Origin of the sequence: Brevibacillus sp. GCM10020057 (assembly GCF_042683565.1) — a bacterium.
GTDB lineage: Bacteria > Bacillota > Bacilli > Brevibacillales > Brevibacillaceae > Brevibacillus.
Genome location: NZ_JBHUJW010000043.1, coordinates 377,311 through 392,102 on the forward strand (window position 1 = coordinate 377,311; position 14,792 = coordinate 392,102).

At 55.2% G+C, this 14,792-nt stretch carries 12 protein-coding genes; all 12 read left to right on the forward strand.

Annotated features, from left to right (window positions below):
- The first annotated feature begins 22 nt into the window (after positions 1-22).
- Positions 23-1,105, forward strand: coding sequence for a flavodoxin-dependent (E)-4-hydroxy-3-methylbut-2-enyl-diphosphate synthase (ispG, locus tag ACFSO0_RS15525; RefSeq protein WP_376881733.1), 1,083 nt, complete (start codon positions 23-25; stop codon positions 1,103-1,105).
- Positions 1,106-1,140: 35 nt separating this feature from the next.
- On the forward strand, positions 1,141-2,886 hold the full coding sequence (locus tag ACFSO0_RS15530; protein WP_376883211.1) for a proline--tRNA ligase: 1,746 nt from the start codon (positions 1,141-1,143) through the stop codon (positions 2,884-2,886).
- Between the two features lie 104 nt (positions 2,887-2,990).
- On the forward strand, positions 2,991-7,295 hold the full coding sequence (locus ACFSO0_RS15535; RefSeq protein WP_376881734.1) for a PolC-type DNA polymerase III: 4,305 nt from the start codon (positions 2,991-2,993) through the stop codon (positions 7,293-7,295).
- Between the two features lie 168 nt (positions 7,296-7,463).
- A complete protein-coding gene (gene rimP, locus ACFSO0_RS15540) occupies positions 7,464-7,922 on the forward strand; it encodes a ribosome maturation factor RimP (protein WP_376881735.1) in 459 nt (152 codons plus the stop codon).
- A 45-nt stretch (positions 7,923-7,967) separates the two neighbouring features.
- On the forward strand, positions 7,968-9,059 hold the full coding sequence (gene nusA, locus ACFSO0_RS15545) for a transcription termination factor NusA (RefSeq protein ID WP_376883213.1): 1,092 nt from the start codon (positions 7,968-7,970) through the stop codon (positions 9,057-9,059).
- Between the two features lie 2 nt (positions 9,060-9,061).
- Positions 9,062-9,352 carry an RNase P modulator RnpM gene (gene rnpM / locus ACFSO0_RS15550; protein ID WP_376881737.1) on the forward strand — a complete coding sequence of 97 codons (291 nt, stop codon included), beginning with the start codon at positions 9,062-9,064 and terminating at the stop codon, positions 9,350-9,352.
- Positions 9,349-9,648, forward strand: coding sequence for a YlxQ family RNA-binding protein (locus ACFSO0_RS15555; protein ID WP_055747016.1), 300 nt, complete (start codon positions 9,349-9,351; stop codon positions 9,646-9,648). Before rnpM ends, ACFSO0_RS15555 begins: the two co-directional genes overlap by 4 nt.
- Before the next feature lie 22 nt (positions 9,649-9,670).
- Entirely contained in the window at positions 9,671-12,217 is a 2,547-nt protein-coding gene (gene infB, locus ACFSO0_RS15560; RefSeq protein WP_376881738.1) for a translation initiation factor IF-2, read from the forward strand.
- Entirely contained in the window at positions 12,217-12,498 is a 282-nt protein-coding gene (locus ACFSO0_RS15565; protein ID WP_376881739.1) for a DUF503 domain-containing protein, read from the forward strand. Before infB ends, ACFSO0_RS15565 begins: the two co-directional genes overlap by 1 nt.
- Before the next feature lie 23 nt (positions 12,499-12,521).
- The gene (gene rbfA, locus ACFSO0_RS15570) at positions 12,522-12,893 is read left to right on the forward strand and encodes a 30S ribosome-binding factor RbfA (protein ID WP_376881740.1); all 372 of its coding nucleotides are present in this window, start codon (positions 12,522-12,524) and stop codon (positions 12,891-12,893) included.
- Positions 12,877-13,872 (forward strand): DHH family phosphoesterase, encoded by a 996-nt coding sequence (locus tag ACFSO0_RS15575; RefSeq protein WP_376881742.1) that lies wholly within the window; start codon positions 12,877-12,879, stop codon positions 13,870-13,872. The genes rbfA and ACFSO0_RS15575 overlap by 17 nt, the downstream gene beginning before the upstream one ends.
- Positions 13,865-14,791, forward strand: a complete 927-nt coding sequence (gene truB, locus ACFSO0_RS15580) for a tRNA pseudouridine(55) synthase TruB (protein WP_376881744.1) — start codon at positions 13,865-13,867, stop codon at positions 14,789-14,791. Before ACFSO0_RS15575 ends, truB begins: the two co-directional genes overlap by 8 nt.
- Position 14,792: the final 1 nt, after the last annotated feature.

Consider the following 14,792-nt stretch of genomic DNA (forward strand, 5'->3'; position numbering starts at 1 on the left):
ACAAAATGAAGGATGGTGCAAAATGTACAAGCGCGAGGAGACGAAACCGGTATTTGTCGGAGGCGTACAAATCGGAGGCCAGAAGAGCGTCGTCATTCAGTCGATGACGACCGCTGACACGCGTGATGTTGAAATGACATTGGCCCAGATCCAGCGGTTGCACGATGCAGGCTGCCAGATTGTTCGGCTGGCGGTCATCAACGAGGACGCCGCGCGTGCGATCAAACAGATCAAGGAGCGTTCGCCGCTGCCGCTGGTCGCTGACATTCACTTCGATCACAAGCTCGCCCTGATTGCTCTGGAGAGCGGCATCGACAAAATCCGGATCAACCCGGGGAATATCGGCTCCAAGGAGAAGACGAAACGAGTGGTCGAAGCTTGCAGAGAGCGCAATGTCCCGATCCGCATCGGGGTCAATTCCGGTTCTGTCGAAAAGCGGCTTTTGGACAAATACGGCTATCCGTCTCCGGAGGCAATCGTGGAAAGCGCCATGGACCACGTGTACATTCTGGAGGAGCTCAACTACGACAACATCGTGATCTCGCTGAAATCTTCGGATGTACCGACGATGATCCAGACGTACTCGCTGATGGCGCAAAAGCGCAACTATCCGCTGCACGTCGGCGTGACCGAAGCGGGTACGCAATTCTCGGGCAGCATCAAGTCCGCTGTCGGGATCGGCACGGTTCTGTCCATGGGCATCGGCGATACAATCCGTGTGTCGCTTACGGCTGATCCAGTGGAAGAAATCAAGGTTGCCAAACAAATTTTGCGTAGCCTGGACATCGTCAACAACGACCCTGTCGTCATCGCGTGCCCATCCTGCGGCCGCTGCGCGATTGACCTGATCGGGCTGGCGACAAAAGTTGAGGATGCGATTTCTACCTTGAAAGTGCCGTTGAAAGTCGCCGTTATGGGCTGTGCTGTTAACGGGCCGGGCGAGGCGCGCGAGGCCGATGTCGGCGTAGCGGGCGGCAACGGAGAAGGCCTGATTTTCCGCAATGGAGAAATTGTGCGGAAAGTGAAGGAAACCGAGCTGTTTGAAGAATTGATGAAAGAAATTAACGAAATCGTCAATGAACGCAAAGCTGCGCATGTAGGTTAATGCGGGCTTAGAGGCATAAGGAGGACACGCACGTGTTGAAGCAAAGCCAAATGTTGATTCCTACCCTGCGGGAAGTGCCTGCCGATGCAGAGATTGCCAGCCACAAGCTGCTGCTCCGCGCCGGTATGGCCCGCCAGCTGGCATCCGGTATTTACACGTACCTGCCGCTGGCTCTTCGCACACTCCACAAAATCCAGGCCATCGTGCGTGAAGAAATGAACAACGCTGGCGCCCAGGAGCTCTTGATGCCAGCGATGCAGCCGGCAGAGCTGTGGCATCAGACAGGGCGCTGGGATGTGTACGGCCCGGAGCTGGTTCGTCTGCGCGACCGCCACGACCGCTCCTTCGCGTTGGGACCGACCCACGAGGAGGTCGTCACCAGCCTGGTGCGCGATGAGATCAACTCGTATAAAAAGCTGCCGATCAACCTGTACCAGATTCAGACGAAATTCCGCGATGAAGTCCGCCCGCGCTTCGGTCTGATCCGCTGCCGCGAGTTCATCATGAAAGATGCGTATTCCTTTGACACGACGCAAGAAGGTCTGGACCGCAACTTCCAGGCGATGTACAACGCCTACACCAACATCTTTACCCGCGTCGGGCTGAACTTCCGCGCAGTAGAAGCGGATGCCGGAGCCATCGGCGGAAAAGGCACCTATGAATTTATGGCGCTGTGCGACATCGGCGAAGACACCATTGCCTACTCCGAAGAAGGCGATTATGCAGCGAACCTGGAAAAGGCGGAAGTTGTCTACCAGCCAGCTCCGAAGCCGGAGACGGAAGCGCCTGCCCGCGAGAAGATTCACACACCAGGTGTCAAAACGATCGAGCAATTGACAAAAGCGCTGCAAATCGAAGCGAAGCAAATCGTGAAAAGCCTGATCTACCGCGTCGATGACAAGCTCGTCATGGCACTGGTGCGCGGCGATCACGAACTGAACGAAGTGAAGCTGAAAAACTTGTACGACGCGACGTTCGTGGGCCTTGCGACAGAGGCGGATATTTTGTCTGTCACAGGCGCTCCTGCAGGATTCGTAGGACCGGTCGGCATCGACAGCGAGAAAGTGGAGATCATCGCGGACAACAACGTCCAGGACGTGTTCGACGGTGTCGTGGGAGCTAACGAAGCGGACTACCATCTGCAGCACGTGGTAGCCGGCCGCGACTACACCGTTTCCCGCTATGCCGATCTGCGCAACATTACGGAAGAGGATGTCTGCCCGCGCACAGGCGGTCGAATCAAGTTCGCCCGCGGCGTGGAAGTAGGGCACGTGTTCAAACTGGGCACCAAGTATTCGACGGCGATGGGCGCGACCTTCCTCGACGAAAACGGAAGAAGCCAACCGATGATCATGGGCTGCTACGGTATCGGGGTATCCCGTACAATCGCAGCGATCATCGAACAAAACAACGATGAGAATGGCATCATTTGGCCGGTCGCGGTTGCTCCTTTCCACGTGCACGTCATTCCGGTCAATGTTAAAGTAGAAGAACAGCGTCAGATTAGCGAACAGATCGCCGAGAAGCTGCGCAAAGCGGGCGTGGAAGTGCTGTTTGACGATCGCCCTGAACGTGCAGGCGTGAAGTTCAAGGATGCGGACCTGATCGGGTTGCCGCTGCGTATTACCGTGTCCGACAAGGCTGCCGAAGAAGGCACGGTAGAAGTGCGCGTGCGCAAGACAGGAGCGGCTGTCCAAGTTCGGCTGGAAGACCTCGTCAGCGAAGTGAAGGCGATGCTGGCACGTGCAGACCGCACGGGCGCAGAACTGTTTGGAAACTAGGAAACAGCAGGAAAAACCGGGGTTTTTGTCGAATTTTACGGGGTGCTCCCCTGCAAAAATGGGGAGTACCTCTTTTTCTTGTTTTCAGGGGGTGTTGCAGCAACATGGACCGTACACAAGAGCAGAAACATCGGTTCTCTCTGCTGGTCAGGCAAATGGAACTGCCGGCGGAATGGATCGATCGTTTTTTTCAGGATGGACAGATTGATAAATTGGAGCTGTACAAGCAAAATCGCGAATGGGTATTCCGCTTTACGTTGCCGAAAATGCTGCCAGCCGACGTTTTTCGCGCGTTTACACAGCGGCTGACGCAGACTTTCTCCCATCTGGCAAAAGTGGATGCCAGCTTCCGGTACGTACAAAAGCCGACGTTGCCGCAAATTGTCGAGGAGTATTGGGACGTGGTGCTGGCAAAGGTGGAGCCTGCATTAAATTCTCTGGCCGTCACCATGCGCACGGCGAAAAAAGAAGTGGGGCAGCAGGAAGTCAAAGTCTACTTGCCCACGGAAATGGCGGTAGAGGTCGCCAAGAAAAAGAAAGCGGACAACGAACTGCTGGCAGCCTTTCAAAAGACGACCGATACGTCGCCGCGTTTTACGTTCCATCAGGAGGAAAGCGACGAGGCGTACAAGGCGTTTGTTGAACAGCGCAGCGAAGAAGAAAGGGCGCTCGTCGAGGTTGTCATGACAGCGGCAGCACAGGAAAGCAAGTCGGCGGACAAGACAGAAGCGATCACGACCTTGCTGATCGGCTATGAGATCAAGGACGCTCCGATTCCGATCTGCGAGATTCAGGAGGAGGAGCGTCGCGTGGTCATTCAAGGGACCGTGTTCAATGTGGAGGTCAAGGAACTGCGCAGCGGCCGCCATCTGCTGACCTTTAACATCTCCGACTACACCGACTCGCTCACAGTCAAAATCTTTTCCCGCGACAAGGAAGACGTCAAAATGCTCGAAGCGCTCAAGGACGGTATGTGGGTCAAGGTCCGTGGGAGCGTGCAGCATGATACCTTCATCCGCGAGCTTGTCATGAACGCCAACGACCTGAATCAGATCGAGCAGGTCGTGCGCCGCGATACAGCAGACGAGAAGCGCGTGGAGCTGCATTGCCACACGCCGATGAGCGCCTTAGATGCGGTCGCTTCTGTAAAGTCGCTCGTCTCGACAGCAGCCAAATGGGGGCATCCGGCGATTGCCATTACGGATCACGGCGTCGTGCAGGCCTTCCCCGAGGCGTATTCGATCGCCAAGAAAAACAATATCAAGTGCATTCTCGGGATGGAGGCGTACGTGATCGAGGACGGGATCGACATCGTCTACAACCTCACGGCGGACAACAACATCCCGATTGACGAAAATACTGAATACGTGGTCTTTGACACGGAGACGACCGGTCTGAACGCCTCCGAGCATACGATCATCGAGATCGCGGCGGTGAAAATGAAAGGCGCCGAAATTGTCGACCAGTGGACCGAACTGATTGACCCGCAGTTGGAGATCGGACCGAAGACGACCGAGATCACCGGGATTACCAACGAAATGCTGCGCGGCAAAGAAACGCTCGACGTCGTGCTGCGCAAGTTCAAGGAGTTTACGGGAGACGCCATCCTCGTCGCGCACAATGCCGAGTTCGATAAAGCCTTCATCAACGCCTGCGCGGAGCGGATCGGCATGGAGCCGTGGAACAACGCGTTTCTGGACACGCTGCCTTTGGCCCGGATGATGTACAAAGGGATGCGCAACTACCGGCTCGGCTCGCTGGCGAAAAAGTTCAACGTCGAGCTGATCAACGCTCACCGGGCTTTGGACGATACCGTCGCCCTCGCCCATGTGTTCCAGCATATGCTCAAGGACATCAAGGAAGAGGGCATCAAGACGCTCGCCGAGCTGAACGAGCGCAGCAACGCGGAGGCCGATTACAAGAGTGGCCGACCGTTCCATGCGACCATTCTCGTGCAGAACAAGACAGGGCTGAAAAACTTGTACAAGCTCGTCAGCCGCTCCCATGTCGAGACGTTCTACCGTGTGCCGCGCATCCAGCGTAGTCAGCTGACCAAGTACCGTGAAGGCCTGCTGTTGGGTACGGCGTGCAAAGACGGCGAACTGATGCAGGCGATTCTGCGCGGAAAATCGGCAAATGAACTGAAGGAAGTCGCCGCGTTTTACGACTTTCTGGAAGTGCAGCCGATCGACCATTACTCGCCGCTCTTGCGCAACGAGGAAATCCCGAGCCTGGAGACGATGAAAGGCTACCACCGGATGATCGTGGAAATGGGCAAAGAGCTGGGCAAACCGGTCGTGGCGACAGGAGACGTGCACTTTCTCAACCCGCAAGACGAAATTTTCCGCGACGTCTTTTTGCTCTCCAAAGGAGATCCGTCTGCAGGAAACCAGCCGCCGCTTTACTTGCGCACCACGGATGAGATGCTGGAGGCGTTTTCGTTCCTGGGGGAAGAGATTGCCCATGAGATTGTGGTAAAAAATCCGAATCTGATCGCGGACATGATCGAAGATGTCAGCCCGATTCCGGACAGGTTGTACACGCCCGTCATCGAAGGGGCAGACGATGAGCTGCGCCAGATGTGCTACGACAAGGCCAAACTGCTCTATGGCGATCCGCTGCCGGAGCTGGTCGAGCAGCGGCTGGAAAAAGAGCTGAACAGCATCATCAAGCACGGCTTCGGGGTCATTTACCTCATTTCCCAGCGGTTGGTGACCAAATCGCTGCAGGACGGCTATCTCGTCGGTTCCCGGGGTTCCGTAGGGTCATCCTTCGTCGCGACCATGGCCGAGATCACCGAGGTCAATCCGCTGCCGCCGCATTACCGCTGCCCGAGCTGCAAAAACAGCGAGTTTATCACGGACGGGTCGATTGCATCCGGCTTTGACTTGCCGGACAAAATCTGCCCGAAATGCGGTGCGAAATACGCCAAGGACGGACAGGACATCCCGTTCGAGACGTTCCTTGGCTTCAAAGGGGACAAGGTTCCGGATATTGACTTGAACTTCTCCGGAGACTACCAGCCGCGCGCGCACAAGTACACGCAGGAGCTGTTCGGGGTCGATTACGTGTACCGTGCAGGGACAATCGGTACGGTTGCGGAAAAAACCGCCTACGGCTATGTCCGCAAATACGCCGACGAACGCAAGCTGAACTTGCGCAACGCGGAAATCTCGCGGATCGTCAACGGCTGCACAGGGGTCAAGCGGACGACCGGGCAGCACCCGGGCGGGATCATTGTCGTGCCGGATTACATGGAGATCGAAGACTTTTGTCCGATTCAGTACCCGGCTGACGACAGCGAGTCGGAATGGCGCACCACCCATTTTGACTTTCACTCCATCCACGACAACTTGCTCAAGCTCGATATTTTGGGGCACGACGATCCGACCGTCATCCGCATGCTGCAAGACTTGACGGGCATGGACCCCAAGACGATTCCGCTGGATGACAAGAAGACCATGTCGATTTTCAGTTCCACGGAAGCGTTGGGGGTGACGCCGGAGCAGATCGGCACGAACATGGGAACGCTGGGAATACCCGAGTTCGGAACCAAGTTCGTACGCCAGATGCTTGAAGATACGAAGCCGACGACCTTTGCCGAGCTGGTGCAGATTTCCGGCTTGTCGCACGGAACGGACGTCTGGCTGAACAACGCCCAGGATTTGATTCGCAACGGGATATGTAAACTCCCGGACGTAATCGGTTGTCGCGACGACATCATGGTGTACCTGATTTACAAAGGGCTGGAGCCGTCCCGCGCCTTCAAGATCATGGAGTCGGTGCGCAAAGGGAAAGGCGTGCCCGAGGAAGACCAGGAAGAGATGCGCAAAAACAACGTGCCGGAATGGTATATCCAGTCGTGTCAGAGAATCAAGTACATGTTCCCGAAGGCGCACGCGACGGCATACGTCATGATGGCGGTGCGTATCGCCTACTTCAAGGTGCACCGGCCGCTGGAGTTTTACGCGACGTACTTCACCGTACGGGCGGACGACTTCGACATTCCCCTCATGTGCAAGGGCTCGGCTGCCATCCGGCAAAAAATCGAGGAGATCGAGGGCAAAGGGCATGAGGCGCAGCCAAAAGAAAAGGCGCTCCTGACCGTGCTGGAGATGGCGCTGGAAATGGTGGAACGGGGCTTCCGCTTTGCCAATGTCGACCTGTACGCGTCTGATGCGACCCGCTTTCTCATCGACGGCGATTCCTTGATCGCCCCGTTCAATGCGCTGCCTGGCCTTGGAACCAATGCGGCGATCAGCATTGTAGAGGCGAGACAGCAGGGCGAGTTCCTGTCCAAGGAAGATCTGCTTACCCGCTCCAAAATATCCAAGACGATTCTCGAGTACCTGGAGGAGCAGGGCGCGTTGAAAGGGCTGCCTGAATCGAACCAGTTGTCACTGTTCTGATCGGGGTTGGGAAGAGGGCGAACTCATCCAAAGGTTGTCAGGGCAAGTCGCTTATGCTATAATTTTTTTGGAAATACTGGTTCTATACGTATGACAGAACGAGAGTGGGGAAACCCACTCTTTCTTTCTGGCTGCACGTCAGGGTTCATACGAGAAGGAGGTACTTGCTTGAGCAAGGTAACGGACATCGTCACCGAACTGATCGCGCCCATTGTTGACGAAATGGGCCTGGAACTGGTTGACATTGAGTACAAGAAGGAAGGCAGCAACTGGTTTCTGCGCGTGTTTATCGACAATGAAACTGGAAATATCGACATCGATGACTGCGCTCTTGTCAGCGAGAAGCTGAGTCAAATATTGGATGAAGTGGACCCGATCCCTACTGCTTACTTCCTGGAAGTTTCCTCCCCGGGCGCAGAGCGTCCGCTCCGTAAGGATAAAGACTTTGCGAAGGCTGTAGGCAGACATGTTCACATCACGACAAAAGAGCCAATAGAAGGAGCCAGCCAGTTCGAGGGAGAACTGATATCCTTTGAGGACGGTAAGCTGACAGTAAAAGAGGCCAAAAAAACGTATGTAATTTCCCAAGAGCAAATTGACACGGCCCGTATGGCAATCGTCTTTTAAGAGGGCAGGCCAGTGGTGGAAGTAAAGGAGGAGGCAACGAAAGTCATGAACGGCGATTTTATCGAGGCATTGGAAGCCATTGAGAGAGAGAAAGGCATCACGAAAGACGTACTGATTGAGGCGATCGAGGCGGCTCTTATCTCTGGATACAAGCGTAACTTCAACTCGGCTCAAAACGTGCGGGTGGATGTCAATCGTCATACGGGAACGGTGCGCGTCTTTGCGCGTAAGACCGTTGTGGAAGAAGTGCTGGATTCCCGTCTGGAAATCTCGTTGGAGGCGGCGCAGGAGATCGATCCGAACTTCCGTCTTGACGATATTGTTGAAATTGAAGTAACTCCCCGCGATTTCGGGCGAATTGCAGCACAGACCGCAAAACAGGTCGTGACCCAGCGCATTCGCGAAGCGGAGCGCGGGCTGATCTACAGCGAGTTCATCGAGCGCGAAGACGACATCCTCACCGGTGTGGTGCAGCGGATGGATGCGCGCAACTACTACATCGATCTGGGGAAAGCGGAAGCCGTCATGCCGATCACGGAAAAAATGCCGACCGAAGAATTCAAGCCGCAAGACCGTGTAAAGGCATATATCATCAAAGTGGAAAAAACGACCAAGGGCCCGCAAATCGTCGTTTCCCGCACGCACCCAGGCTTGCTCAAACGACTCTTTGAGCTGGAAGTTCCAGAGATTTACGACGGCGTCGTGGAAATCAAATCTGTCGCTCGCGAAGCCGGTGATCGTTCCAAAATCGCCGTTCATTCGATCAATCCTGACGTCGATCCAGTCGGTGCTTGTGTTGGGCCGAAAGGGATGCGCGTACAGACGATTGTCACCGAGCTGAAAGGTGAGAAAATCGACATCGTCCGCTGGTCCGAAGATCCTGCGGAATATGTTGCCAATGCGCTGAGCCCGGCTAAGGTTCTCCACGTAGATGTGAACGCCGCAGAAAAGGTGACGCGCGTCATCGTTCCGGATTACCAGCTGTCGCTGGCGATTGGCAAGCGCGGTCAAAACGCCCGTCTTGCCGCCAAGCTGACAGGCTGGAAAATCGATATCAAGAGTGAGTCCCAGGCAGAACAAGAAGGCATCGCTTATCCGAAAGAAGCAGAGGGCGATGAAGGGGCTGACATCGAGTAATCATGAAGCAAAAAAAAATTCCTTTACGAAAATGCATCGTTTGCCAAGGAATGTTCCCCAAGAAAGAATTGATCCGCGTAGTTCGTACTCCGGATGAGGAGATCGTCATTGATCTGACTGGAAAAGCGGCTGGACGCGGGACCTATGTCTGCAGGCAGGAGAGCTGCCTGAAGCCGGACACGTTCGCTTCCGGGAAGTGGAAGAAAGTGCTGGAACGCGCCCTGAACATGTCCATATCCCAGGAAAAATACGATGCATTTCGTGAAAAATGGCTGGAGATGATGGGACGATGATCCCGAAAGCTGCGCAATTGCTCGGACTTGCAATGCGGGCAAGAAAAGTCATTACCGGCGAGGAGCTCGTCCTTGCTGCTGTGCGCAGCGGTCAGGCCCGCCTGGTGTTGCTCGCGGCTGATGCATCAGACAACACTGCCAAAAAAGTGCGGGATAAATGTTCCTATTACGGTGTTTCATGTGTTACCACTGGGGACCGACATGAACTGGGGCACGCAATCGGAAAAGATGGGCGCGTTACTGTGGCGGTAACCGATGGGAAATTGGCCGAAAGCATTCAACGTCTGCTCACCTAACTTACGAAAGGGTGAAGTCCATTTGAAGACACGTGTGTATGAATATGCCAAACAACACAACATGAGCAGTAAGGAAATCCTCAATTTGCTAAAGCGACTGAATATAGAAGTGGCAAATCATATGAGTATCCTGGAAGAAGACACGATCCGGAAAATCGAGGATCATATGGCAAAGCTGCGTGCCGGCGCCAAGCCCGAGCAGCGCCAGTCGCAAAGCGATGGCAAGCCGAAACAAGCGGACGATCAACGTCGCCCGAACGAATCCAGAGGACAATCCCGTCCCCAGTCGCAGTCCGGGACCGGTCAACAGCCTGTCCAGCAGCGCAATGAGCGCCCGGCCGACCGTGATCGTGGAGGGAACAGCCCGAGCAGCCAGCGTTCCGCAGGCAGCAGCCATTCCGGGAGCCGACCCGATCAGCAAAGTCCTCAACAAGGAAAAAATCAGGGGAAGAATCAGGAGAGAAAACCAAACAATATGAGAAGTCAACCTGCTAAAACGACTGACCGCAAGCCGCAGACCCAAAACCAACAGCAGCGTCCTTCAAGACCGCAAAACCAGCAACGCCCGCAAAGCCAGGCTGCTTCCAGCGCGCCGTTAGATGCGCGTCTGGGAGATGATTTTGAAGACAAGGTAAAACTCCCTACAAACGTAGGCCTGGAAAAACGCGAGAAAATCAAAAAGGGACCGCAAGCCCAAAAGACGTTTGAAGACAGCAAGAAAAACCAGCCGTTCCGCGGAGGCAACAACCGCAACCAGAATAACCGCAAAGGCGGCGGTGGACGCGCGCCGCAAAAACAGCAGCGCCCTGTGCTGGAACCACCGGCAAAGATTACCTTTACCGATTCGCTGACCGTAAACGAGCTGGCGGTAAAACTGCGCAAGGAACCGGCGGAAATCATCAAAAAGTTGTTTAATTTGGGGATCATGGCCACGATCAACCAGTACCTGGAAAAAGACGCAATCGAGCTGATCTGCGCGGAATACAATGTAGAGGTTGAAGAAAAAATCGTCATTGACGAAACCAACTTCGAGACCATCGAAGAAGTCGATCCGCCAGAGAGCCTGGTCGAGCGCCCGCCAGTCGTGACGATCATGGGCCACGTCGACCACGGGAAAACGACTCTGCTCGACGCGATCCGCTCCACCAACGTAGTCGCTGGCGAGGCTGGCGGTATCACCCAGCATATCGGTGCTTATCAGGTAGAGATTAAAGGAAAGAAAATCACGTTCCTCGATACGCCGGGTCACGCGGCCTTTACCACGATGCGCGCTCGCGGTGCACAAATTACGGATATTACCGTACTGGTCGTAGCTGCCGACGACGGTGTCATGCCGCAAACGATTGAGGCGATCAGCCATGCAAAAGCAGCGAACGTTCCGATCATCGTAGCCGTGAACAAAGTGGATAAACCGGAAGCCAACGTCGACCGGATCAAGCAAGAGTTGACCGAGTACGAACTCGTTGCCGAGGAATGGGGCGGAGACACGATCTTCACGCCATTGTCCGCAAAACAGCGCATCGGTATCGAGGAGCTGCTGGAGTACATCCTGCTCGTGGCGGAAGTACAGGAGCTCAAAGCCAATCCGGACAAACGCGCACGCGGTACCGTTGTCGAGGCTGAACTGGACAAAGGCCGCGGTCCTGTGGCTACGGTTCTCGTCCAACAAGGTACGCTGCGTGTCGGTGATCCGATCGTCGTAGGTTCCACATTCGGACGTGTACGCGCAATGGTCAATGACAAAGGCCGCCGTCTGAAAGAAGCGGGTCCTTCTACCCCGGTAGAAATCACCGGTCTGAACGATGTACCGCAAGCAGGCGATCAGTTCCGCGTGTTCGAGGACGAGAAAAAGGCTCGTGCCATCGGGGAAGCACGCGCAGCCAAACAGCGTGAATCCGAGCGTCGCGAGAGTGCCCGCGTTTCGCTGGACGATCTGTTCCAGCAAATTCAGGAAGGCGATATCAAAGAGTTGAACCTGATTGTCAAAGCAGACGTACAAGGGTCTGTAGAGGCCCTGCGCGGTGCCCTTGAGAAAATCGATGTCAACGGAACCCGCGTGAAAATCATTCACACTGGCGCCGGTGCCATTACCGAGTCCGACGTGACGCTGGCAAATGCGTCCAACGCGATCATCATCGGGTTCAACGTTCGACCTGAACCAAACGCGCGCAACATGGCGGAGCAAGAAAAAATCGACATCCGTCTGCACCGCGTCATTTACACCGTGATCGAGGAGATCGAACAAGCGCTGAAAGGGATGCTGGACCCTGTCTACAAAGAAGACATCATCGGCCAGGCAGAAATCCGCGAAGTGTTCAAGGTGTCCAAAGTCGGAAACATCGCCGGCTGCTATGTCACGGACGGCAAGCTGAGCCGAGATGCAGGTGCTCGCCTCATCCGCGATGGCATCGTCCTATACGAAGGCAAGCTGGATACGCTGAAACGCTTCAAGGATGATGCGAAAGAAGTCGCCGCCGGTTACGAATGCGGTCTGACGCTGGAACGCTTCCAGGATCTGAAGGTGGGCGACATTATCGAAGCCTTTGTCATGGTTGAAGTGAAGCAATAATGGTTGCGAGTGTGCAGATGGAACTGTTTCTGCCCGCTTGCCAGAACTTGAAAGAGAAAAGGGCCATCGTCAACAGCTTGCTCGGCAAGTTGCGAAGCAGATTCAACGTAGCTGCAGCAGAGATGGCTTATCCCAAGCAGTGGCAGCGAACCATTTTGGGTATCGCTGCCGTTGCTAATGAGATGTCCTTTTTGCAACAGGAAATTCAGGCTGTGATCCGTTTCGTGGAAAACCACCCCGATGTGGAGTTGATTCATACGGATACGGCATACTACGACTAGCACAGCCAGCGGAGGTGAAGAACATGAACAAGACACGGATGAGCCGAGTCGGGGAAGAAATCAAGAAAGAATTGAGCATTTTGCTGCAGCGTGGTCTCAAGGACCCGCGCATCGGCTTTGTGACAGTTACGGACGTAGAAGTGAGCAGCGATCTGCAACTGGCGAAAGTGTATGTCAGCATTTTCGGCAGCGAAGAGGAGCGGAAGGCTTCTCTCGCGGGGCTGGCAAAGGCGAAAGGATTTTTGCGTACGGAAATCGGCAAACGCGTAAAGCTGCGCCACATTCCTGATTTCGCCTTCAAGCTGGACGAGTCGATCGACTACGGAAGCAAAATTGAATCGATCCTGCGGGAAATCTCCACTGAAGAGGGAAAACAGGATGAATCCAAATCTTAATGCTTTGCAGGAAGCGGTGCGATTCATGCATGCACGTGACCGCTTCCTGGTCCTTTCTCATGTCAATCCGGACGGTGACGCAACAGGCTCTGCCCTCGCTGTCGCAATGATGCTGGAGCAGCTGGGGAAGGAGTACATGGTTGTAAACGAAGGAGAAACACCGGAGAAATTTCATTTTTTGCCGCGGTTTAACAGGCTGCGCAACCTTTCCAAAAACCCGCTGGACGAAACGTTCGAGGCCGTAATCGCCGTAGACTGTGCTGACGAGTCTCGGATGGGCGATGTACGGTCTTTGTTTGCTTCGGGGGCGGTTTTGCTGAATATCGATCACCACCCTACGAATGACGGCTTTGGCACGGTCAACCTGATTCGCACCGATGCAGCGGCAACAGCGGAGATTTTGTACGACGTGGCGGTCGCAGCGGGCCTGACCTTCAATGAAGAGCTGGCGCTGTGCATTTACACCGGACTTTTGACAGACACGGGAGGATTCCGTTATTCCAATACGTCTCCGCACGTCATGGAGATCGCCTCCCAACTGCTTCGCTACGGCGTGAAGCCCGCAGAGGTCGCCGAACGCTGCCTCGAGGAGATCACCTTGGCGCACATCAAGATTTTGCGCCTTGCCCTGCAATCCCTTGAGCTCTCCCACCGCAACCTCGTAGCTTCGCTGACCGTCCGCCTTGATGATTTCGCCCAGGCAGGAGCCACGCGGGAAGACGCCGGGGGACTGGTCAACTACTGCCGCAACATTGAAGGCGTAGAGGTGGGCGTCTCGTTCGTCGAATCCGAAGCAGATGTGGTCAAGGTGAGCATGCGCGCAAGAGATCGCGTAGATGTGTCCGCGATTGCCAAAGAGCTTGGCGGAGGCGGGCATGCCAAGGCAGCCGGGTGCACCATTCGCGGTTCCCTGCAGGAAGCGAAGGAAAAACTACGGCTTGCATTGGATAGAGCATTGGGAGTGAGCAGCAATGAGTAGCATAAACGGCGTGCTGGTGGTAGACAAGCCAGCTGGCATGACATCCCATGACTGTGTAGCGCGAATTCGCCGTCTATTCGGAACGAAAAAAGTCGGTCACACCGGTACGCTCGATCCCGATGTGACCGGCGTGCTGCCAATCTGTCTCGGACAGGCGACGAGGCTTGTCGAGTATTTGCAGGAGCTGCCCAAACGGTACGAGGTCATCATGCGCTTAGGTTCTTCGACGACGACGGAGGACGCTGCTGGGGAAGTCATCGAGCAGCGGGAAGTGGATACCGCTTCCATCACGAGAGAGCGGGTGGAAGAGACCTTTCGCAGCTTTCTCGGGGAAATCGAACAAGTGCCTCCCATGTACTCTGCTGTCAAAGTAAATGGCGTCCGCTTGTACGATCTGGCGAGGGAAGGGACAGTCATTGAGAGGAAAGCCCGGAAGGTGACCATCTACGAATTGACCTTGCACGACATTCGGCCGGAAGACGGCTTCGTGGACGTGTCCTTTACATGCACGTGCTCCAAGGGGACGTACATGCGCACCTTATGTGTTGACCTTGGCCGCGTCCTGGGGTATCCTGCCCATATGAAGCGGCTTAGGCGCATCAAGAGCGGCCCGTTCGTGGCAGAGGAGGCCATCCCTCTCGCGCAGCTGGAAGAAGCGGCCGCAGACCGGGAAGAGCTCTCTCGCAAATTGGTTTCGATCCCGCAAGCGATGTCATTCATGCCTGCATTTCAGGTGAAGCCGGAGCGAGTCAGGGCCGTGCGAAACGGGTTGACCACGGCGCTGCCCGGTGTTGACGCAGAGGAAGGGAGCCTGATTTGCCTGTTTGCAGGAAGCGAGTTGCTCGGGATTCACCGCGTGTGCCGCGGGGAAAAAGGCCTCTATGCCAAAGCTGAAAAAGTCTTTCCTTCCGAGGTGTAAC

Coding starts and splice junctions, on each gene's coding strand:
- ACFSO0_RS15535 (WP_376881734.1), top strand. CDS start 2,991: ATGGACCGTACACAAGAGCAGAAACATCGGTTCTCTCTGCTGGTCAGG.
- ACFSO0_RS15565 (WP_376881739.1), top strand. CDS start 12,217: ATGGTTGCGAGTGTGCAGATGGAACTGTTTCTGCCCGCTTGCCAGAAC.
- truB (WP_376881744.1), top strand. CDS start 13,865: ATGAGTAGCATAAACGGCGTGCTGGTGGTAGACAAGCCAGCTGGCATG.
- rbfA (WP_376881740.1), top strand. CDS start 12,522: ATGAACAAGACACGGATGAGCCGAGTCGGGGAAGAAATCAAGAAAGAA.
- ACFSO0_RS15555 (WP_055747016.1), top strand. CDS start 9,349: ATGATCCCGAAAGCTGCGCAATTGCTCGGACTTGCAATGCGGGCAAGA.
- rnpM (WP_376881737.1), top strand. CDS start 9,062: ATGAAGCAAAAAAAAATTCCTTTACGAAAATGCATCGTTTGCCAAGGA.
- ACFSO0_RS15575 (WP_376881742.1), top strand. CDS start 12,877: ATGAATCCAAATCTTAATGCTTTGCAGGAAGCGGTGCGATTCATGCAT.
- nusA (WP_376883213.1), top strand. CDS start 7,968: ATGAACGGCGATTTTATCGAGGCATTGGAAGCCATTGAGAGAGAGAAA.
- ispG (WP_376881733.1), top strand. CDS start 23: ATGTACAAGCGCGAGGAGACGAAACCGGTATTTGTCGGAGGCGTACAA.